The sequence below is a fragment of the Actinoplanes sp. M2I2 genome (assembly GCF_023544445.1).
Taxonomy (GTDB): Bacteria; Actinomycetota; Actinomycetes; order Mycobacteriales; family Micromonosporaceae; genus Actinoplanes.
The window spans coordinates 68744-88465 of the sequence record NZ_JALPVJ010000020.1 but is presented as its reverse complement, the minus strand read 5'-3'; the positions used below and the strand labels follow the sequence as shown (position 1 = coordinate 88465).

Annotated in this window: 16 protein-coding genes; 7 read left to right on the top strand and 9 right to left on the bottom strand. The window is 72.0% G+C overall.

All coding sequences use genetic code 11. From position 1 onward, the window contains the following. Position 1: 1 nt before the first annotated feature. Together HJC40_RS34325 and HJC40_RS34320 are read right to left on the bottom strand one after the other, a co-directional pair. Positions 2-652 carry a sigma-70 family RNA polymerase sigma factor gene (locus tag HJC40_RS34325; protein ID WP_250007576.1) on the bottom strand — a complete coding sequence of 217 codons (651 nt, stop codon included), beginning with the start codon at positions 650-652 and terminating at the stop codon, positions 2-4. A gap of 184 nt (positions 653-836) precedes the next feature. After that, positions 837-1760, bottom strand: a complete 924-nt coding sequence (locus HJC40_RS34320; RefSeq protein WP_250007575.1) for a hypothetical protein — start codon at positions 1758-1760, stop codon at positions 837-839. A gap of 200 nt (positions 1761-1960) precedes the next feature. Between HJC40_RS34320 and HJC40_RS34315 the strand changes: the two genes are divergently transcribed. The 4 genes from HJC40_RS34315 to HJC40_RS34300 all read left to right on the top strand — a co-directional run bounded on the left by HJC40_RS34315 (position 1961) and on the right by HJC40_RS34300 (position 4921). Further along, positions 1961-2257, top strand: coding sequence for a WXG100 family type VII secretion target (locus HJC40_RS34315; protein ID WP_250007574.1), 297 nt, complete (start codon positions 1961-1963; stop codon positions 2255-2257). A 90-nt stretch (positions 2258-2347) separates the two neighbouring features. Beyond that, positions 2348-2635, top strand: a complete 288-nt coding sequence (locus HJC40_RS34310; RefSeq protein WP_250007573.1) for a hypothetical protein — start codon at positions 2348-2350, stop codon at positions 2633-2635. A 17-nt stretch (positions 2636-2652) separates the two neighbouring features. Further along, positions 2653-3291 carry a hypothetical protein gene (locus HJC40_RS34305; protein WP_250007571.1) on the top strand — a complete coding sequence of 213 codons (639 nt, stop codon included), beginning with the start codon at positions 2653-2655 and terminating at the stop codon, positions 3289-3291. Beyond that, on the top strand, positions 3284-4921 hold the full coding sequence (locus HJC40_RS34300; RefSeq protein WP_250007570.1) for a hypothetical protein: 1638 nt from the start codon (positions 3284-3286) through the stop codon (positions 4919-4921). Before HJC40_RS34305 ends, HJC40_RS34300 begins: the two co-directional genes overlap by 8 nt. A gap of 72 nt (positions 4922-4993) precedes the next feature. Here HJC40_RS34300 and HJC40_RS34295 read toward each other — a convergent pair whose 3' ends face one another. After that, on the bottom strand, positions 4994-9328 hold the full coding sequence (locus tag HJC40_RS34295; protein ID WP_250007569.1) for an FtsK/SpoIIIE domain-containing protein: 4335 nt from the start codon (positions 9326-9328) through the stop codon (positions 4994-4996). A 156-nt stretch (positions 9329-9484) separates the two neighbouring features. Between HJC40_RS34295 and HJC40_RS34290 the strand changes: the two genes are divergently transcribed. Next, complete coding sequence (locus HJC40_RS34290; RefSeq protein WP_250007568.1) at positions 9485-10408, top strand: hypothetical protein; 924 nt, start codon at positions 9485-9487, stop codon at positions 10406-10408. A gap of 46 nt (positions 10409-10454) precedes the next feature. Next, positions 10455-11087 (top strand): hypothetical protein, encoded by a 633-nt coding sequence (locus HJC40_RS34285; RefSeq protein ID WP_250007567.1) that lies wholly within the window; start codon positions 10455-10457, stop codon positions 11085-11087. Here the strand turns inward: HJC40_RS34285 and HJC40_RS34280 are convergent. Both HJC40_RS34280 and HJC40_RS34275 read right to left on the bottom strand, forming a co-directional pair. Further along, positions 11024-11605, bottom strand: a complete 582-nt coding sequence (locus HJC40_RS34280; protein ID WP_250007566.1) for a sigma-70 family RNA polymerase sigma factor — start codon at positions 11603-11605, stop codon at positions 11024-11026. The genes HJC40_RS34285 and HJC40_RS34280 overlap by 64 nt on opposite strands. Positions 11606-12217: 612 nt before the next feature. After that, positions 12218-12859 (bottom strand): TetR/AcrR family transcriptional regulator, encoded by a 642-nt coding sequence (locus tag HJC40_RS34275; protein WP_250007564.1) that lies wholly within the window; start codon positions 12857-12859, stop codon positions 12218-12220. Between the two features lie 62 nt (positions 12860-12921). Between HJC40_RS34275 and HJC40_RS34270 the strand changes: the two genes are divergently transcribed. Continuing rightward, on the top strand, positions 12922-13449 hold the full coding sequence (locus tag HJC40_RS34270) for an ester cyclase (protein WP_250007563.1): 528 nt from the start codon (positions 12922-12924) through the stop codon (positions 13447-13449). An 82-nt stretch (positions 13450-13531) separates the two neighbouring features. Here the strand turns inward: HJC40_RS34270 and HJC40_RS34265 are convergent, their stop codons facing one another. The 4 genes from HJC40_RS34265 to HJC40_RS34250 all read right to left on the bottom strand — a co-directional run bounded on the left by HJC40_RS34265 (position 13532) and on the right by HJC40_RS34250 (position 19708). After that, positions 13532-14743 carry an MFS transporter gene (locus HJC40_RS34265; RefSeq protein WP_250007562.1) on the bottom strand — a complete coding sequence of 404 codons (1212 nt, stop codon included), beginning with the start codon at positions 14741-14743 and terminating at the stop codon, positions 13532-13534. 33 nt (positions 14744-14776) lie between these two features. Next, positions 14777-15499 carry a MerR family transcriptional regulator gene (locus HJC40_RS34260; protein WP_250007561.1) on the bottom strand — a complete coding sequence of 241 codons (723 nt, stop codon included), beginning with the start codon at positions 15497-15499 and terminating at the stop codon, positions 14777-14779. 27 nt (positions 15500-15526) lie between these two features. Further along, entirely contained in the window at positions 15527-16822 is a 1296-nt protein-coding gene (locus HJC40_RS34255) for an MFS transporter (RefSeq protein WP_250007560.1), read from the bottom strand. A gap of 99 nt (positions 16823-16921) precedes the next feature. Then, positions 16922-19708 carry a LuxR family transcriptional regulator gene (locus HJC40_RS34250; protein WP_250007559.1) on the bottom strand — a complete coding sequence of 929 codons (2787 nt, stop codon included), beginning with the start codon at positions 19706-19708 and terminating at the stop codon, positions 16922-16924. Positions 19709-19722: the final 14 nt, after the last annotated feature.

The following is a 19722-nucleotide window of genomic DNA, read 5'->3' as shown; positions in this document are numbered from 1 at the left end:
GTCAAAGAAGGGGGTTCGACCGGCGCCGGGGCCGGTCGCGGAAGCCCCGGCTGACCAGCGCCTCGCCCAGCGCCTTGAGGCTGTAGAAGGTGCGGGAGCGCACAGTGCCCTCCGGCACCTCATGGAGGTCGGCGACCTCGCTCACCGAGAGATCGAGGTAGTAGATCTCGAGCAACGTCCGCCGCCGCCGTTCGGGCAGGGCGGCCAGGGCGTCACGGACCAGGGCGGCGTCCTGCAGACGTTCGATCACGTCGTCCGCGACGGCGCGCTCGTCCAGGTCCTCATCGGACAGTTCGAGGGGCCGTGCCTGGTTCGCGCGGGTCTGATCGATGACCAGGCGCCGGGCGACGGTGAAGACCCACGCTCGGCTCCACCGGCCGTCGGCGTCCCGGGCCTGCGGGTTGAGCCAGGCCCGCAGCAGGACCTCCTGCACGAGATCCTCCGCCCGATGCCGGTCGCCGCCGGTCAGCCGGGTCAGGTAGCTCAGCAGGACCGGACCGTGCTCCCGCTGGAGGTGCTGCAGCGCCTCGGCCGGGTCGGCGGGGCCGACCGGCTCGACAACCGTCGCGGCGCTCGCCGGGGGTGGTACGAGCGCCGCGACGGCGGCATCGGGGCGAGCCAGGATCGCGCCTGGGGCAACGAGGGAGGGCAAGAGAACTCCATGCATCGATTCGCGGCATCGGCGAGACTGGGATGCAGGAAGCGTAGGAACGCGCCGGGAAAGTCCGGTTGGATCACAGCGCCAGATCGGTGGCGGGAATGTGCAACGACAGCAGACCCTGATGCCCTCGGCCGGGGCGAGGGGCCGAGCCCGCCGCCCGGCCCACCGGTCCCGGTCAGCGCAGGCGGATCGACTTCGTGTCGAAGTCGGCCAGGTTGGCGACGCCTTCGTCGCCGAACTGCCGCCGCTGACCCTTGCAGCCCTTCTTGTCCCAGACGAAGAACCGGCCGTCGGCGCTGATCGACTTCACCGAGAGCGCGACGTCCTGACATTCGCCACCCTTGACGCCCTGGGTGGCCGCGGTGTCGCTGAAGTCGGGCTGGGAGAACAGGAACGCCGACTTGGCCGGCGCGACGTCGTCCGCCTGCTGCCCGTTGCCCTGGTTGCCCTGCTCGGCCGGCTGCTCGCCGCCGGCCAGCTTCTCGCCCGTCGGGGAGACCGCGAACCAGGTGCCGCCCACGCCCTGGCCCTTGGTCTGACCCGCCTTGGCGTCCTGGGCGAAGCGATAGACCGGCCAACCGCCCACTGTGGCCTGAATCCGGCCGTCGTCGCGCCGGATGAACGTCACAGCCGACTTCTTGAGGCCGGCCAGGAACGCCCGGCCGTCCTCGTCGACCGTGACCGGCGGCCAGGTCTTCGCGCAGTCGTCATTGCAGGTGCTGCGGGACGGGTCGGCCGAATCCTTGTCGAAGCGGTAAAGCGTCAGACCGGCGCCGTTCGTGACACCGCGCCCCAGGTCGCCGACCTTGCCGGCGGTGAGCTGGACCCAGCGCTCGGACACCGTGATCTGGTCGCCGACCGGCGCGCCGCCGTTCATCAGCGCCCAGTCACCGGTGCCGGCAGCCGCTTCGTTGGTCTTCGCGGTGCCGGTCACCAGCTCGAAAGAGTTGCTCGCGCCCGAAGCCGGGGCGGAAGCCGGAGCCGACGGAGCCGGCGCAGCGGCCGGAGCATCGCTCGCCGGCTCGGTGTCACCACAGGCGGCGAGCAGGGCCACCGCCATCACCAGGGCGGCCGACGGCCGCCAAAACATCCTTCTCATGATCTCCCGATCCGTCAGACGTTCACGATTCGGTCGCGGAAACGAAGAATCCGGCGCTTCGTTCACGGCGGGACGCGGAAAGTGGTTTCCCTCACCGGGATCCGGTTCGTCGGCCACACCGAGAACGCGACCGGCGGATGAGCCGTAGTCCCCGGTGTGGCGGTGGGATCACCGTCTTTTCCCGTACGAGAGGACAGCTCATGCCTGGCCAGATGATCCTGGACCCGGAAGAGGTCAAGGCCTTCGCCCAGTACCTCCTGCAGCAGCGGGAGAACCTGCAGAGCGCCCTGCAGGAGGCGGACACCCGGATGGCCGAGACGGTCGAGGCCTCCTACAACACCCCCGGCTCGGAGTCGAAGTTCAAGCCGTTCTGGGAGGAGTACATCACCGGCACCAAGCAGGCGATCGACGGTATCGAGGGCGTCAGCCAGTTCCTCGACCAGACCCTGCAGAAGTTCGTCGAGACCGACGACGCGACCGCCGGAGCCATCGGCTGATCTCGCTCGTTCCGCGTGGCCGGGCCGTTCGTGGGGGGACCACGTGCGGCCCGGCCACGAGTCGTACGCCGGCAGTGAGAGGAGAACGGCATGGCCAGGATTCGCATCCCCGGTGACGAGCTCACCGAAGTCATCACGGTCCTCGCCCGGATCCGGGACCGCCTCGAGCGGGTGGCCAACCTGGAGTCCGTCGGCACCGAGGACGACGTCGGCGATCGGGCGCTGGTCGGCGGTGTCCGCTCGTTCGACGGCGCCTGGCGGGACGGTCACGAACGCGTGCGGGAGAACACCGACACCTTCCGCGAGATGGTCGAAGGCATCCTGGAGAACTTCCGCAAGGCGGACGAGGAAACCGTCGCGGCCCTCGAGCCCGAGTGAATGAGGTCGAGCAACAGATGAAGCAACGCACAGCGGGGGCTTACCGTTTCACGATTTCCTATCCGACCTCGTGGTGGAGTGTGGACCTGCATCCCCGGGTCCGCGACGCGGAGGTTCGCCGGCGGCTCCTGGCCGGGATGACCGACGGCGACCGGGTGGAGCACGCCGATCTCATCCGCGACACCGTCCGCTCGGCCAAGAAGTGGGCCGCCGCCTGCTACGAACAGGGCGCCCTGCAGTTCTACGGTTTCTTCGATGTCGTCGAGCAGGTGCCGCTGACGGCCATCACCATGGTTCTGCGTCACGACGTTCCCGACGATGTCGAGCTGGACCTGTCCGACTTGATGATCGCCTTCGCTCTCCGCAACGCCGGACTGCCTCTGGGCAAGGGAACCGCGGCCAACCGCACCGAGATCGTGGATCTGGCGAAGGCCGGCCCGGCCGGCCGGAGCACCTCCATCGAGGAGATCGAGCTCGAGGACCTGCCACCCGGACGGATCTCGGTGATGAACACTCTCGTTCCGCTGCCGGGCACCAGGGAGCTCCTCATCATCACCAGCCTGACCCCCAACGTGCAGTACACCGACCAGTTCCTCCCGTTGTTCGAGCGGATCGCCGACAGCCTGGTGCTGGAGAAGGTGACCGTCGATGCCTAGGCCGGACGCCGCCGACTGGGCGGTCCTCGACCTCTCCGACGACCCGACACCCGGGGACGCGGACATCCTCGAGCGGCTGGCGACCGAGTACACCGCCGTCGCCGACGACGCGGAGGACGCGGCGTCGCTCATCAGCCGGCTCCAGTCGGCCGACCTGGGCGAGGGCAAGGCCCTCGACAAGCTGCGCGACAGCCTCGACGAGCTGCCCGGCCAGATCGGCCAGCTGCGCGACTCGTACCGGGGCGCGGCCGACGCGATCGCGCAGTACGCGCCCCGCCTGCGGACCCATCAGGACACGGCCGACCGGGCCCGCCAAATGGCCGAGGACGCGCAGAGCCGGCTGGCCGCCGCGAGCGCCGAACTCGGGGGCCTCGAGAGTTCACTCGCCGCCGCCCAGGCCGCCGCGGCGGAGGCCGATGCCGGGGCCGACGAGCAAGCGAGGGCGTCCACGCGCGACTCGGTCGATCAGCTGTCCGGCGCCCGGGCCGGCGCTCAGGCCCGCAACGACGAGGCCGCCACCGAGCTCAGCGTGGCCCAGCGACTCGCGGCGGACGCGCAGGACATGCGCGAAGCCGACGCGCGGACGGCCGTCGGCTCCCTGGGCGAGGCGGAGGACAACGCCGTCAAGCAGAAGAGCTTCTTCGAGCGGATCGCCGACGCCCTCGGCATGGTGCTGGGCGTCATCGGGCTGGTGCTCGGCGTCGCCGGCATGATCCTCACCGGGCCGATCGGGCTGATCGCCACCGTCGTGAGTCTCGCCGTCGGCATCGCCAGTCTGGCCGTGACCGCCGCCAAGATATCCATCGTCGGGCTCGGCAAGTTCGGCATCGCCGAGCTCATCCTGGGCAGCCTCGGGGTGGTCATCGGCCTGGGCGGGCTGGGGCTCGCCATCGCCGGCAGCGTCAAGGCGCTGGGCGGCATCTCGACGCAGGTCATCAACAACTTCAACCGGACCGTTCCGAAGGTCATCGACAACGTCCCGCTCGTGCCGGTCAAGCCCCCGGCGCCGGTCAAGCCGCCGGCGTCGCCGGGCACCCGGGCGCCTGACCCGACACCGCCGGCGCCACCCGCGGCACCTGCGGCGCCGAAGCCCACCACCACGACGACACCCGACCCCGCGGCCGGTCCCGGGCCGGCGCCCGCCACACCCGCTCCCCCAGCACCCCGCCCCACCACCACGCCAGACCCCGCCGCACCGGCTCCGGCCCCAGCCCCGGCCACACCCGCTCCCCCAGCACCCCGCCCCACCACCACGCCAGACCCAGCCACGCCGGCCCCGGCCCAGGCCCCACCCGCGCCCCCGGCACCCCGTCCCACCACGACACCAGACCCAGCCGCACCGGGCCCGGCGGGCCCGGGACCCGCAAACCCCGCAACACCCAGCCCCGCAACGCCCGGCCCGGCGAGTCCGGCAGCACCCGGACCGGTCCAGGGCCCGGCCAACCAGACCCTCCTGCAAGCGGCCGGCAACACCACCCTGATCAACCCCCTGACCACCCTGACGACGGCTCCGGTCGAATTCTTCGGCGGTCTGTTCGGCGTCGGCAGCGGCCTGGTCGGCATCGGCTTCGGCATCGACGGCTTCGTCGAGGCGGCCCAGGAGAACAAGGAGGCTCCGGCCCAGGGCTGAGCCCGGGCCGGCCGGACAACACAAAGGGGCTCCCCACCTCGGTGGGGAGCCCCTTCGTCGTGCGAGCCCTTCCTACAGGCCGGTCTCCGGGATCTGGACCGTGAACAACCGTCCGCTGCCGTCGCTGAGGAAGGCCCGGCCCGCCTTGTCCCCGCCGAGCCGGCTGCGCGCCACCTTGCCGCCGATCAGCTCGCCGTCGCCGGGTGCCTGCGGGCTGATCAGCAGGCCCTGGCGGTTGCGCCGCAGCTCCGGGATCCAGCCGGAGAAGCCGGACAGCAGCCGGTCGGTCTGGCCGGCCGCGATCAGCCCGCGCCGCCTCTCGGCCCCGGTGCGCGCCACCTCGGTGAACAGCGCGTCGGAGGCCGACTTGGCCAGGTTGTCGGCGTCGTCGACGACGATCACGACCGGCTCCTCGGTGGCCCGCAGGATCTCCGACAGCTGGTCCTTGGGTACGTCGTCACCGGCGAACACCTCCAGCACCCCGGCCCGGCCGGCCAGGTCGCGCAGCGGTGACCGGCGGGGCGCGGCCACGACCAGACGGATGTCACCGTCCAGCAGGGACAGGGCCATGGTGAGCAGCGCGGTGCTGCGTCCCGACCGCGGCGGCCCACCGATCACGAAGGTCGGGTTGACCCCCAGGTCGGGTCCCATCGCGACCAGCTCGTCCCCGCCGACGCCGGCGAGGGCCCACATCGGGCCGGGTCGCGGCGACGGGACGAACTTGGCCGCCTCCGACAGCGTGAGCCGGTCGGGGAGCTGGTCGACCCGGAACGGCCGGGTCCCGGCGGGCAGGTCGGCGTCGCGGGCCACGCACTCCGCCGCGATCGCCTCCAGCGCCGCCGCCTGCGCCTGGCCGCTCGCTTCGCCGGGGAGCAGGGCGATCTGCGCCTCCGCCTTGTCGTCGGCGCGGATGACCCGCCCGGGCGCGATGTCGTCGGGCACCGACCGCTGCGGGACGCCGATCATCATGTACTCGGATTTGTCGTTCAGCCGCAGCACCAGCTTGTCCTCGGTGGTGGCCGACAACCGGCTGGAGAACAGCGACCGGTCCCCGGCGATGACGAGGTGCACGCCGACGCTCGCGCCCTCGCGCAGCAGCGTCAGCACACCGGTGAGCAGCGCGCCTCCGTCGTACTCGGTCAGCGTCTTGTCGAAGACCTCCCAGCGGTCGAAGAGCACCACGATGTGCGGCGGACGCTGCTCCGGCGGCCGCGCCCGGCGTAGTTCGGGCAGGTCGGCCGCTCCGCCCGCGGCCAGCAGCTGCTGGCGCCGGGCGACCTCGCCGACGAGCCGGGCGACCAGCCGGGCCATCCGGTCGGGCTGCGTGCGCTGGACCACCGCGCCGGTGTGCGGGAGGCTTTCCAGGGCCAGCAGCGCGCCGTTCCCGCAGTCGATGCCGTAGAGGTGCACGTCGCTGCTGCGGTAGGTGCGGGCGATGGCGCCGGCGATGGTGCGCAGGGTCTGCGACCGGCCCGACCGTGGCGAGCCGATGACGTGCAGGTGCCCGAAGGTGGTCGGGTCCAGAGCCAGCGGCCGGCGGGCCTGCTCGGCGGGCAGGTCGACCAAGCCGTATCCCACGGGCGGAAGGTCGTAGCCGGACGACATCGGCGACGGCAGGTCGGCCAGGCCCACGTTCTCCGAGAGGGCCGGCAGCCACGGGCTGTGCTGCTCGGGGATGCCGAGATCGGCGGTGGCGGCCCGGATCGCCTCGACCAGGTCGGCCAGGTCGGTGACGATCTCCGTGGCCGCCGCGGGGGGCGCCGCCGGGCGGGGGCGCGGGGGCACCGGCTCACCGAGGGTCTGCCAGAACACGGGCCGGATCCACGGCTCGTCGGCGATCGCCGGGCCGGCGCCCGGCCGGCGGCCACCGACCCGGGCGGCCTGGAAGGGGATGAGCGTGTTCTGCCCCAGCCGCACGTACGCGCGGCCGGGGGCGCTCTTGGCGATCGACGCCGCCTCGGGCGAGTTGATCACGTCGGTGCTCTCGCTCTTGTCCGTCATCCGCAGGGCGATGCGCAGGTTGGTGTTGGCCCGGATCTCGGGTGAGACCACGCCGCCCGGGCGCTGGGTGGCCAGGATCAGGTGGATCCCCAGCGACCGGCCGCGCTGGGCGATGTTGACCAGGCCCTTGACGAAGTCGGGCAGTTCGCGGGCGAGCGAGGCGAACTCGTCGATCACGATCAGCAGGCGCGGCAACGCTGCCAGGCCGGGCCGGCGGGCCATGAGGTCGAGATAGTCCTCGATGTCCTTGGCGCCGGCCGCGGCCAGGATGTGCTCACGGCGTCGCAGTTCGGCGCCGAGCGAGACCAGCGCCCGTTCCACGAGGTGAGTGTCCAGGTCGGTGACCATGCCGACCGTGTGCGGCAGCGCCACGCATTCCTTGAAGGCCGAGCCACCCTTGTAGTCGACCAGGACGAAGGTCATGGCGTCCGGCCGGTTGCCGGCGGCCAGCGAGGCCACGAGGGTCTGCAGCAGCTCGGACTTGCCGGCGCCGGTGGTGCCGGCGACCAGGCCGTGCGGGCCGTCGCGACGGATGTCCAGCAAGAACGCGCCGTCCAGCGAGACGCCCATGACGGCCGACGTGGTCCGCCCGCCGGCCCGCCAGCGGGCGGAGACGGCCTCCGGGGTGGGTCCGTCCATCGAGATCACGTCGAGCAGCCGTACGGAACCGGGTAGGACCGAGTCCTCGGTGTCGCCGCTTCCCGGGTCGCGCAACGCGCCCAGCTCCCGGCCGATGGCCCGGCTCCAGTCCGGCGTGACCGCGTCGACCCGTACGCCGGTGAGGGTCTTCTCTCCGGACCGGCCCACCTTGACCCGGCCGTCGCGCTGCTCGGCCACGACGGCCAGGCACTCCTCGGGCAGCAGCCGCTCCTCGGCGTCCAGGCAGATCGCGTGCACCCCGACGGCCGGCCCCTCCCGCAGGATCTGCACCACGCCGGGCAGCGACCGCAGCCGCCGGGCGCCGTCGAAGACGACCAGGACCGTCTCGCGGTATCTCTGAGCCCCGGCCGCGACGCGGGCCTGGATCAGGGCGGTCAGCTCGGCGACGCGGGTGGCCACCGTGCCGGTGTCGGTGCCGATGGTCACCGTGGTGTCCTGACCCGGCTCCGGGCGTACGTGGGGCAGGAAGCGCACCCACGACCAGGCCGCCTCGCCGCTCGCCCCGGTCAGCACATAGAGCTTGAGCTCACGCGGGCTGTGCAGCACCGCCGCCTGCGCGATCACCGACCGGGTCACCGCGGCGGCGGCCGGCCCGGTGCCGGCGATGCCGAGCACGCGCATCCGGATCAGGTCGACCGTGACCGGCACGTCGTAGGCGTCCTCGGTGATCCGGCGCTTGTGCACATCGACGGTCGGGTCCTCGAGCAGCACGGCGGAGGGCTGGTCGGCCACGCCCACCCGGAAGGTGAGGAAGTCGGCGTCGGTGCGGCGGCGCTCCCACAGGCGCCGGCGCGGACCGACCGCGGTCAGCAGCAGCTCGGCCGGGTCGGGGAAGGCGTCCCGGCGCATCCGCCGCTCGTCCACGACGGCCTCGTGCGCCTCCTCGGTGATCCGTGTCCTGGTCTCCTCGTACCGCTTGACCCGCTCCTTGTGGCTCACCTTCCCGCTGCGCTTGGTGCTCAGGTAGTTGCCGAGGATCACCAGCGGGGAGAGCAGACCGAACAGCAGCGCGGAGAGGCGGTTGAAGATGAACACGGCGGCCACCGCGAACACCAGCGGTGCGATCGCCGCGATGTAGGGCAGCGGGCGTTTGTCCGGCTCACCGGGCGGCGAGGGCAGCTTGAACTCGGTCGGCGGCGTCGGGGGGATCAGCCGGGGCGGCCGGTTGTAGTCCAGCCCGGCGCCGTCCTCCGACGGTTGCAGGGCAGCGTCCGGTGGCTCCGGCCGCGCCGTCTCGAGCAGCGCGCCGCCGATCTCGAGCGAGGCGCCGATCCGCCACTCGGTCGACTCGGTCAGCTCGGCCCGGTCCAGGCGCACCGGTGACGGCGGGCCGGGCGGCGGCGTGAGCAGGCACCGCCCGCCGGGCTCCACGCGCAGGCGCAGCGCCCGGCCGCCCGGCGGAAACCGTCCGATCAGGACACCGCCGGGCGCGGCGCTCACGTGGTAGTCGCCGATGTCGAGCCGCCGCACGGCACCCGCGCCGACGCCGGACACCGTACGGATCTCGATCACCCCGCGCGGCTCGGTGCTCGGCGCGGTGGTGCCGGGGGCGGTCCCGACCAGGACGGCGTCGCACAGCGGGGAGTCGTACAGAGTCGAGTCGGGCGGTACCAGTCCTCCGCCCACATAGAGGGCGGGCACGGCCAGGGCACCGGCGATCGCCCCGGCTCGGGTGTCCGGGTCGGCCTCCAGGTGGAGATCCCGGGTTTCGCCGTCGTCGTCGACGACGGTGAGGAACAGTCGCACGGTGCACATCTCCAGATTCGGGAACTCGCGGCCGTCTACCTCTACGGCCGGTGCCCGGATTTCGTTCTCCGGACCGAGAACGCGACGACCGCCGGGTCCGTAGGAACGTACGAGGACGCGCGCCGGGCCCGTCCGTCCGGCCGCGAGGAGTTCTGAATGTCCGCACCCGTCGTCATCGCCGTGGTGCTCGCCGTGTTGCTGCTGATCGCCTCGGTCCTGCTGGTCCTCGAGCTGCTCCGGAAACCGGCCGACCGGTCGCGGGTGGCCGCGCCGCCGGTGGTGACCGGCCCGGCGGCGACCGACGAGGTCGATCGCGCGCTGCGGGTCCTGGTCACCGCCTGCGATCGCGCGGGACGAGACTTCCCCGACGTGTACGCCGTCGAGGTCGCCGCGGACCGGGTCGTGTTGCGCCTGACCACGTTCGAGCCCGAGGCGCCGGAACCCTGGGTCAGCCGGGGGGACGGCACCGAGTGGACGCTCGGGCGGGCCGGCCGGCAGACCGGAGCGCAGGTGGCCGCCGAGTCACACCCGTACCCCCTGGTCGTTTCCCTGGGTCTGCGCGAGGACCGCCGGGTCCTGGTCAATCTGGCCCGCGCGGCCGGACCGGTCTCGCTGACCGGGCAACCGGAGTCGGTCGGGCCCGTCGTCCGGCAGATGCTGACCGAGTTGCTCACCGGCCCGGTCGGCCGGGACGCCGAGGTCGTCCTGACCGGCCGCACCGCGACCGAGCTGGCCGGCCAGCTCGCCGGCGCCCGTCCGGGCCGGCTGCGGACCGCGCCGACGCTGGCCGAGGCCCGGCACAGCGGCCTGGAGCAACCCGCCGGCCGAGCCGCCGCCACCTCGGTGTTCCAGCAGCTGGACGACGGCCGCGCCGCGGCGGAACCGGACCAGCCCCGGCGCCTCGTCGTCATCGACGCGGAACAGTTCCGGGCCGAGTCGGCCGGACGGCCCGCGACCGGCGGGGCCGTGCTCGTGCTCGGCGAGGTCGATCACGCGGCGTGGCGGTTCGAGGTACGCCCGGACGGCAGCGTCGACACCGGCGCGCTTGGCCTGACCGTCCACACCGTCCGGCTGGGCTGACCACCACCACCGGGCTGACCCCCAACGTTCGACAGGAGAGTACGCAGTGAACCGCAAGCAGGTGTTGATCGCCGTGGTGAGCGTGCTCGGCGTGGCTTTGGCGACGGTGCTGACCGGCATCGTCACCGGCTTTCTGCCCACCGCCCGCGCCGAGGACCCGCCCCGGGCGGCGCCGGCCGCCGCAGCCGCCGCGGCCCAGGCCGCCGGCCCGGAACAGGCCCGGTACGTCGGCCGCAGCCAGGACGGCGCCTTCACCGTCGCTGTCCACGTCTGGCAGAACAGCGCCATCGCGCACGTGACCGACGGGGTGAGTCGGGAGGCCTGGGTGAAGGGCACCGCGGGCGGCGACCGGCTGTTGCTCGCAGGGGCCGGTGGCGAGGTGCTGGAGGCCCGGCTGACCGACGGCACAGCGGCCGGCTCGGCCGAGTTCAACGGTGGGAAGGTCGCCTTCTCGCTCCCGCAGGTCTCCGCCCCGGCCGGGGTCTACCGGGCCACCGGTGGGAACGACGGCCGCCCGGTCCGGGTCGATGTCATCGTGCTCCCGGACCGGCGGGCGAGCGGGATCGAATGGGTCGACGGCCGGCCGAGCACCGTGCAGGCGGCCGACCTGACCGGTCAGACCGTCCGGGTCGGCGACGACGAGCTGCGGCTGGAGGCGATCCGGCCGGGCGACGTCTGAGCCACCGCGCGCGGTGCTTTTCCCTCGGTCGCGAGCACCGCGCGCAGCTCGTGCAACGCCTTGCTGCTGCGCGACTTCACCGTACCGGCCGGGATGCTCAGCTGGGCTGCCGTCTCTTCGACGCTCAGGTCGAGCAGGTAACGGTGCACCAGGACATTGCGGTGATCCGGCTTGAGAGTCAGCAGGGCGTCGCGCACGACATGCCGGTCGAGGGTGCCTTCGGTGCCGTCCGGCGCCGGCCTGGTCAGCAGCTCCTCGTCGTTGTCCGGGGCGGCCGGACGGGCCAGCCGGGACCGGTAGCTGTCGATGGCCAGCCGGCGGACGACGGTGAACAGCCACGGCCGCAGCTCCTCCGGCGTGGAGTGCAACCGGTCCGCGTTCCGCCACACACGCAGCAACGTCTCCTGCACGATGTCCTCGGCCGCGTGCGGATCGCCCGGCGTGAGCGTCCGGGCGAAGCGCAACAGCGCCGGGCCGTGCATGCGGAACACCTCACCGGCGAAGGCGTGCCCGCTCATCGGGCCTCTCCCCGGCGCCGGCCACGGGGCCCGGAACCGTTCCGCCACCCGCCGTGACCGTGACAGCGCCTTTCAGTGGGAATTCGGCGCGCGGATTCCCGTGCGCACGAACAGCGGCGCCCCGCTGATTCCATGGTGGCCACAGATACTGCTCCCTACCGTCGAGGACGGTCGAAAACTACTGGCCTGGAGCGCTGTGGCTGTTGTATGACAGCGACAGTTGTCCGGCGCCGATGGCGCGCGCGTCCAATAACAGGGGAAAGCAATGCCGAATACACAGGAAGCGACGGATTAATTGGATTCCACGGCCACGCGATGATGCGTATGTCACGCCGGATTCCCAAACTGAAGAAGCGTTAAGCGGCGACGCTGCCGGTGCGTGACCGCTCGGGCTTTCGTTCCCCAGTCTTGGTTCGAGAGCGAACTACGACGCCCGGCCGACCGTCTCGGTTGTCGCGGAGTAGCCATTCACACCTGAGCCGCCGGACGGTTGAGTCGAGCGGCGGCGCGGACGGGACCCGCTATTCGCACCGGCGTCGGCGGACGTATCCATCGGCGAGCCCTTTGCTGACGACGCGACCGGAAACCGGGTCACGACGCCCGCCGGCGGCGTCACCCGCGGGCGGCGATAGCGTCGGCGAGGGCCTGGGCCAGCCATTTCTCGTATTCCTCGGGCGACCAGCCTCGATCACCCACGAGCAGTTCGTAGACCTCGGGCGCGATCAAGGTCCAGACGATGTCGCGGGCCCGGTCCGGATCGATGCCGGTTCGCAGGCCGCCGGTGGCCGCGAGGTGGCGTACGACGGCGCCGGCGCCGATCATGCGCTCCTGGTTGGTGGTCTCGCGGAACCGCGCCAGGTCGGGGTCTCCCCCACGCGCGCCGGCCAGCAACTTGGCCAGCAGCGGGCCGGTCCGTTCGGCGATCCGGCGCGCGGCGTGGGCGTACCGGGCGAGTTTGTCCTCGGGGCCGGTAGCGGCGAACACCGCCTGGATCTCGGGCCGGTCGATCATCGCGACGGGCTCGTCGTCGCCGGCCAGCGTGACGTCGTACACGGCTTTGATCAGGGCGGTCTTGGTGCCGAACGTCTTGTAGAGCGTCTCGGCGGAAACTCCGGCGCGCCCGGCCACGTCGCGCATGGTGACCGCCGCCGGACCTCGCTCGACCAGCAACTCCCGGGCCGCGTCGAGCATGCGACGGCGGTTCAGGTGCGCCTGCTCGGCCCGGCGGCTGTTGTCGTATGCGCGACGCGTCATTGAATACCGTTCACTAGTATCGAATACTTCTCCACTGTATCCGATTGTTCAGTGGAGGCATCATGCACACCATCGACACCGACTCCTGCATCCGCTCCATGACGGTCATGGCCTCGGGCGACCTCGCCGAGCTGGCTCGATGCGTACACCCGCAGGCGACCAACCGGGAGGCCAAGGACGAGCCGCCGGCCTGCCGGGGACGAGGCCCGGCCGCGTTCGAAGCCACCGCCCACTGGCTGCGCGCCGCGTTCGCGGATCTCAGGTTCGACATCCACGACGCGGTCGCCGACGGCGAGTTGGTCGTCGTGCACTGCACGATGTCGGGACGCCAGGTCGGGCCGTTCGTGTCCTACGACGAGCGCGGCCAGGTCGCCCAGGCGTTCCCGCCGACCGGGCGCCCGTTCGCCATCACGCAGACGCATTGGTTCCGGATGAAGGACGGCCTGGTCGTGGAGCACTGGGCCAATCGCGACGATCTCGGCCTGGCCGCCCAGCTCGGCTGGGTCCCGCCCACCCCGGCGTTCCTGTGGCGGATGGCCCGGGCCCGGCGCCAGGCCCGCCGCGAGGCGACGAAGCCGCCGGTGTCGTAGCGCGCGCCACGGCCTCGACGCCTCGACCGTCCGCCACGAAGCCACCGTGACCATCGCGGTCGTCAGCCAGTGGCTTCGAGCGTCAGGAAACGCTGCCCAGAGCGCTCGGACGCGCCGTGACGAGGGCGCCGAGCGCCAGGGCCGCCCAGACCGCGGTGGCGACGACGGCCGCGACCGTCACGCTCCACGCCTCGATCAGGACGGCGGCGCCCATGATGCCGAGCGCGGGCGCCACTGTGAGCAGGGCGTTCTGCGTGCCCAGGACGCGACCGCGCAGGCCGTCGGGGATCCGTTCGAGGGACAGGACGCCGATCAGGCCGCCGACCAGGCCGCTGCCCAAGCCGACGAGCACGCCGCCGATCAGGATCACCGGGGTCGAGTGCAGGGTGGCGATGACGGCGAAGCCGGCGCCCGTGCCGATCAGGCCGGTGTGCAGCCAGGCCGCCCGGTGACTGCCGCGCTTGGCGAAGACGGTGTAGATGGCGCTGCCGATCAGCAGTCCGACCGCGATGGCGCTGAGCACCAGGCCGAGCAGCGACGCCTGGCCCGTAGCGGTGAAGTGCACCGGCAGGATCAGGCCCTGGAAGGCGGCCAGCACCAGCCCGGCGACCAGGCTGATCGTGGTCAGCAGGAGCAGGATCGGGCTGCCGAGCAGCGTCGACCAGCCCTCGCGGAGCTGCCGGGCCACGACCCGGGGACGGGCCGGGCCGGCGGGGGCGGCCACCGCCCCGACACGACGCGGGATCAGCAGGGTGACCAGGGCCGCGGCGAACGACGTGCCGGCGGTCACCCACAGCACACCGGCGCCTTCGAGGACGCCGATCAGCACGCCGGCGATGGCCGGGCCGATCACGATGACCGCTGCGCTGATCGTCTCGCGCAGGCCGATCAGGCGCTCCGCGGACAGGCCGCTCTCCCGCACGACCGCGGGCAGCAGCGCCTCCCGCGCGGTCAGGCCGGGGATGTCGCCCAGCGAGCCGATCACACCGAACAGCACGAACAGCCCGACGTTCAGATCGGTGAACAGGTCCAGCAACGGCAGCGCGGCGACCGAGGCGGCCGAGATCAGGTCGGTCGCCACCGACGAGGAGCGGCGGTTGACCCGGTCGATCACGACGCCCATCAGCAGGCCGGCGAGCAGCGCGGGCACGGCGGTCGCGGCGGCCACCGCGCCCGCGCCGAGCGTGCTGCCGGTGGTCTGCAGCACGACCAGCGGCAGGGCGATCGCGGCGATCGAATTGCCGAGCAGGGAGAGCACGTACGAGCCGAGATAGGCCACGGGGACGAATCGCATGACTCGAGGAAAAACTATGACGTTACGAGAAGGTCAAGGAGCGGCGCGGCGGAGGACGTCGAGCTGAGCGGAGGTGAACGCCTCGGCGCTGTACTGGTCGAGGAGGTCCGCCACCGTACGGTCGAAGAGCTCCGGCACGTCGGGCAGCAGGTCACGCAGCTCTCGGGCGATCCGCTCCCGCTCGGCCTCCGGGGTGGCGTCGGTGACCGCGACGAGATCCCGGCTGAGCTGCGCGAGGCGGTGCGCGCCGGCCGGCGTCCAGGCCTTCGCCACATGCTCGTGCAGCCGCGTCCGAGTTGCCTCGTCCGCCGTGGCGATCAGCAGCGTGAGGTCGGCCTCGATCCGCCGCAGGTCACCGGCGCCCAGCGCGGCGCGGGCCTCCTCGGCCGCCTCGCCGTACGGGTCCGTCCCGCCGAAGCCGGCCGACGCCTCGGGCAGCACGGACGCGCGGGCGGCCACCACGACGTCGAGCTGCCGGGTCAGCTCCCCGATCTGCCGCCGGATGGCGTGCTCCAGGCCGGCCAGCTCCGCCGCTACGCCGCCGTCGACCGGGTCGAGCAGAGGCGGGATCCGGTCGAGCGGCAGGCCGAGCGCGACCAGGTGGCGTATGCGGAGGAGCTTGGTGAGATCGAGGACGGTGTACTCGCGGTAGCCGTTCGAGCGGCGCTCCGGCTCGGGCAGCAGACCGATCTGGTGGTAATGCCGCACGGTCCGCGACGTCACGCGGGCGAGGGCGGCGAGCCGGCCGATGCGCATGACCGACCCTAACGGACGCCGAGGTCGTCAGCTTCCCGGCTGCGTTGCGCGCGACCCTCCCCGATCAGCCGAGGCGCCGGCACTCTCCCGCACGTCCGGGGCAGGCGCGAGGCGAACACCCCCGTCGACACCGTCGGCCACGCCCCGTGACGTGCGACGGCGGCGGAAGCCCCCGAGGAAGACGAGGAGGGCGACGACGTTCGCCGCGGCCCCGGCGAAGGGGATGAGCACCGCGCTTCCGATGTCGAGCATCACGGCGCCCAGCACGGGGCCCAGAGCGATGCCACCGAACATGGCTGTCGTGTACCAGCTCAGCGCGATGGGCGCGGTGGGCGGGTCGATCGAGGACAGGCGATGCTGGATCGGAAGGGAGGCGCCGAACGATGCGACTCCCCAGACGGCGAAGATCACCGCTGTGACGAAGAACGACTGCGCACCCAGCACCATGCCGGACAGGACCACCGCTGTCCCGGCGAGGAAGGCGACCCCGATCGTACGGCTGCCGAATCGATCCGTGAGGCGTCCCGACACCAGCGTGCCCAGCACGCCGGTGACGCCGAAGACGAACAGCAGGACGGCCAGCAGCGTTCCCGACCCGTCGGTCACATCCTCGGTGACAGCCGACGAGAAGGTGTAGAGCACGTTGAAGCCGATGAACACGAAGACCGTCGCCAGCAGGGTCAGCATCACCCGTACGTCCTTGAGCGGGGTCAGGCGTTCCGCGAACCTCGTCGGCGGGCTGATCGGGATGCCCCGCAGGAAGATCGCCTGAGCGAGGGAGAGCACCAGCGCGAGTCCGGCCACCAGCAACATCGGGAGCCGCCATCCGCCCACGTCTCCCAGCACCGTCCCGAGCGGCGCTCCGACTGCCGTGGCCGCGGTGAAGCCCAGGGCGACGAAGGCGATGGCTCGGCCCCGGTTCTCCGGCGGGGCAATGGCAGCGGCGGCCGCCGTGGCCGCCGGGACGATGGCTCCGCCGCCGATTCCCGCGATGATCCGGCCCGCGATGAAGAGCCCGATGTTCGGCGCGACCCCCGAGAGCACGGTGCCGACGCCGATGAACAGGAGGCCGAGAGACATGAGAGTCGTCCGGGACATCCGGGCGGCCGAGATGGAGATCACCGGCGCGGCGACCGCGGCGACGAGGGAGAGATAGGTGATCGAGTAGGACACGTCGCTTTCCCCGACACCCAGATCCTGGGCGATCTCGGGTAGCAGGCCGGCGATCACAAAGGCTTGGGTGCCGACGAGGAACAGGCCGGTGGTGAGGAGGGTGAGCCGTGGATAGAGCTTCGGCCGGGCTGAACGGGGCTGTTCGGACATGCCCTCACCCTCAGCCGCAAGGACGGGGCACGACCCCGGGTAAATCCCGGGAGGTCCCCCGTGTCATCTCCCCGGTGCGGCGGGGCGAGCGGGCCGCAGCTACCCGGCCGATCGGGGAAGCGCATCCCGAAGGGCCCGCCGGGAGGTGATGCCGAGTTTGGCGAAGATCTTCGACATGTGCCATTCCGCGGTGCGGGGACTGATGAACAGACGGGTTCCGATCTCGGGGTTCGTGTAACCGTCGCGTGCCAGCGTGGCCACCTGCAGTTCCTGCAAGGTGAGATTTTGCGCCGGATTGCTCGCCGGTCCGCGCGCGACGCCGTCCGCGGCCTCCAGCTCACGGGCCGCTCGTTCGGCGAAGCCTTCGACGCCCATCGCCGTGAACAGGGCGTGGGCGGTCTGCAGGTGCTCGCGGGCCGACCGCCGCCGGTCCTCGCGGCGCAACCACTCCCCGTAGAGCAGGTGGGCGCGCGCGAGATCGACTTTCATCCGGGTACGCCCGAGCCGGTCGATCGCCTCCGCGAACAGCGTCTCGGCCTCCGTACCCGAGCTGAGCAGCGCCCGGGACCGGGCTTCCACGCCCAGGGCCCAGTCGGTGCCGCTGGCCCGCGTGATCTCGCTGAGCCGCCGCAGGGCCTCGACGGCGGCGGGACGAGATCCGCCACGTACCCCCGCCTCGACCGCTTCCGGCAGAGCCCAGTTGACCGCCGCGAGGTCCGCCGGATGGTCGCCGGTGACGCGCAGCGCCGCGTCCAGCGCTTCCGCATGACGTCCGGTGCCGTTGCCCAGCACGGCACTCGTCACCGGTACCACGGCGAGACCGTTTCCCTGTCCTCGGAACCGTTCGCCGGCGGCCGCCGTGTCGATCAGACGACGAGCATGGACGTAGCGCCCTTGGAGCGCGGCATAGTGACACTCGGGATAGGGACTGAACTCTGTCCGCATCGCGTCGGTAGCGGCTCCGGCCTCGGCGAGCAGGGACTCGGCCTCGGCGAGCTCACCGGTCACGACGTGCAGGTAGATCCGCACCATGAGCGCGATCGGCAGCATACTGAGCACCCCCGATTCACGGACGAAGCGAAGCTCGCGTTCGGCCAGCTCGTGCCAGCTCTCGTCGTCCCAGAGGTCGATCGCGGCCCAGACGGCCAGATCGATCCAGCGGAGATCCTGCTCCAGGTCCGGCTGGATGTCGCGGTGGGCCCGGAGCGCTTGCTTGAGGATCGGGGCCGCGGCCACATAACCGTCGATCAGGTACGTCGCCAGGCCTTCCAGCAGGAGCCCCAGCCCGGGCGGACGATCCGCTGCCCGGACGGCGTCGAGGGCGGCCATCGCCACTTCGCGTTGTACGTCGTCCGCCCCGAGCCGCCCGGTGAAAAGACCGGCGAAAAGGGCGGCCGACAACGTCTCCAGATGGGTCTTGCGGGCCGGCGGAGAGTCCAGCCGTTCGAGGGTTCTCGCGGCTTTCAACAGCAACTGGGGGGCGTCCCGGGCACGGCCCCAGGCGAACGCGATCTGGCCCCGGAGCACCTCCGCGCGCGCGTGGTCGAGCTCGCTCAACGGGCCCAGCTCGGCCGCGCGGAGCAGACTCAGCGCCTCCTCGGGGGCACCCGCCAGATTCTTTGCCCGCGCCGCCGCCAACGCCCGCTGAGCCCGGCGTGCCGGATCAGGCGTCAACGCGCTGGCCTGGTCCAGGAACGCGGCGGCCGCGGCCAGACCACCTCGCGCCTGGGCACGGTCCGCAGATCTCTCCAAGTCGGCGGCGACGTCCTCTTCGGGAGCCGTCGCGGCCTGCGCCCGGTGCCAGGCGCGCCGGTCGGGGTCGTCGGAGGCGTCAGTCACCTCCGCCAGAGTCCGATGCACTGTTCGCCGCTCGTCCGCGCCGGCCTCGCGATAGACGACCGACCGCAGAAGCGGATGAGCGAATCGCACCCGCGCGCCGATCTCCACCAGGCCGTCGGCGACAGCGGGCGCCGCGGCATCCACACCGATCCCCAGCCGGGCTGCGGCACGCCACAACAGAGGCACCTGCCCGACCGGCTCGGCCGAGGCCAGCAGAAGCAGCAGCCGGGTGTCCGCGGGCAACTGCCCCAGCCGCCGCTGATAACTCTGCTCGATCCGGCCGACCACCGCACCCGCCCCCGGCGTACGGAACCCGCCCGCCAGCTCGGCCTGGCTGAGCCCTCGGGGGAGCTCCAGCAGCGCCAGCGGCATCCCCCGGCTCTCGGCAACGATCTGATCCCGTACCTGCTGGTCGATCCGTCCCGGGATCGCGGCCGTCAGCAACGCCAGCGCGTCCTTGTCGTCCAGACCATCGACCTGCAGCGCCGGCAGCCCCTCCAGCTCCACCTGGCTCGTCTCGTCCCGAATGCCGAACACCAACGCGACCGGCTCGGCCTGCAACCGCCGGGCCACGAAGGCCAGCGTCCCGACGGATGCCCGGTCCAACCACTGAGCATCGTCGACCACACACAGCAACGGCCGGGTCTCGGCCGCGGCAGCCATCAGGCTCAGCACCGCCAGACCGACCAGGAAACGATCCGGCGCGACACCCGGCGCCAGACCGAGGGCGACCTGCAAGGCATCCCGCTGCGGACCCGGCAACTGACCCACCAGCGACACCATCGGAGCACAGATCATCTGCAGACCGGCATAAGCCAGCTCCCGCTCGGGCTCAGCCCCCGAGGCGCGCGTCACGACACAGCCTGAAGCGCTCTCTTCCAGGTAGGCCAGCAGACGGGTCTTGCCCACACCGATCGGGCCTCGGACGACCAGGGTCGCCCCCTGACCCGTCCGCACCGTGTCCAGCACGGACTCAAGCACTCGACACTCACGATCGCGACCCAGAAGCTGAACTGCGTCGCCCCCGCCACCCCCGGCAACCTGCATGATTCACTACATCC

Bases quoted from the DNA above. Each gene is read 5' to 3' on its own strand.
- HJC40_RS34320 (WP_250007575.1), bottom strand. From the start codon at position 1,760: ATGAGAAGGATGTTTTGGCGGCCGTCGGCCGCCCTGGTGATGGCGGTG.
- HJC40_RS34315 (WP_250007574.1), top strand. From the start codon at position 1,961: ATGCCTGGCCAGATGATCCTGGACCCGGAAGAGGTCAAGGCCTTCGCC.
- HJC40_RS34310 (WP_250007573.1), top strand. From the start codon at position 2,348: ATGGCCAGGATTCGCATCCCCGGTGACGAGCTCACCGAAGTCATCACG.
- HJC40_RS34305 (WP_250007571.1), top strand. From the start codon at position 2,653: ATGAAGCAACGCACAGCGGGGGCTTACCGTTTCACGATTTCCTATCCG.
- HJC40_RS34300 (WP_250007570.1), top strand. From the start codon at position 3,284: ATGCCTAGGCCGGACGCCGCCGACTGGGCGGTCCTCGACCTCTCCGAC.
- HJC40_RS34290 (WP_250007568.1), top strand. From the start codon at position 9,485: ATGTCCGCACCCGTCGTCATCGCCGTGGTGCTCGCCGTGTTGCTGCTG.
- HJC40_RS34280 (WP_250007566.1), bottom strand. From the start codon at position 11,605: ATGAGCGGGCACGCCTTCGCCGGTGAGGTGTTCCGCATGCACGGCCCG.
- HJC40_RS34275 (WP_250007564.1), bottom strand. From the start codon at position 12,859: ATGACGCGTCGCGCATACGACAACAGCCGCCGGGCCGAGCAGGCGCAC.
- HJC40_RS34270 (WP_250007563.1), top strand. From the start codon at position 12,922: ATGCACACCATCGACACCGACTCCTGCATCCGCTCCATGACGGTCATG.
- HJC40_RS34265 (WP_250007562.1), bottom strand. From the start codon at position 14,743: ATGCGATTCGTCCCCGTGGCCTATCTCGGCTCGTACGTGCTCTCCCTG.
- HJC40_RS34260 (WP_250007561.1), bottom strand. From the start codon at position 15,499: ATGCGCATCGGCCGGCTCGCCGCCCTCGCCCGCGTGACGTCGCGGACC.
- HJC40_RS34255 (WP_250007560.1), bottom strand. From the start codon at position 16,822: ATGTCCGAACAGCCCCGTTCAGCCCGGCCGAAGCTCTATCCACGGCTC.
- HJC40_RS34250 (WP_250007559.1), bottom strand. From the start codon at position 19,708: ATGCAGGTTGCCGGGGGTGGCGGGGGCGACGCAGTTCAGCTTCTGGGT.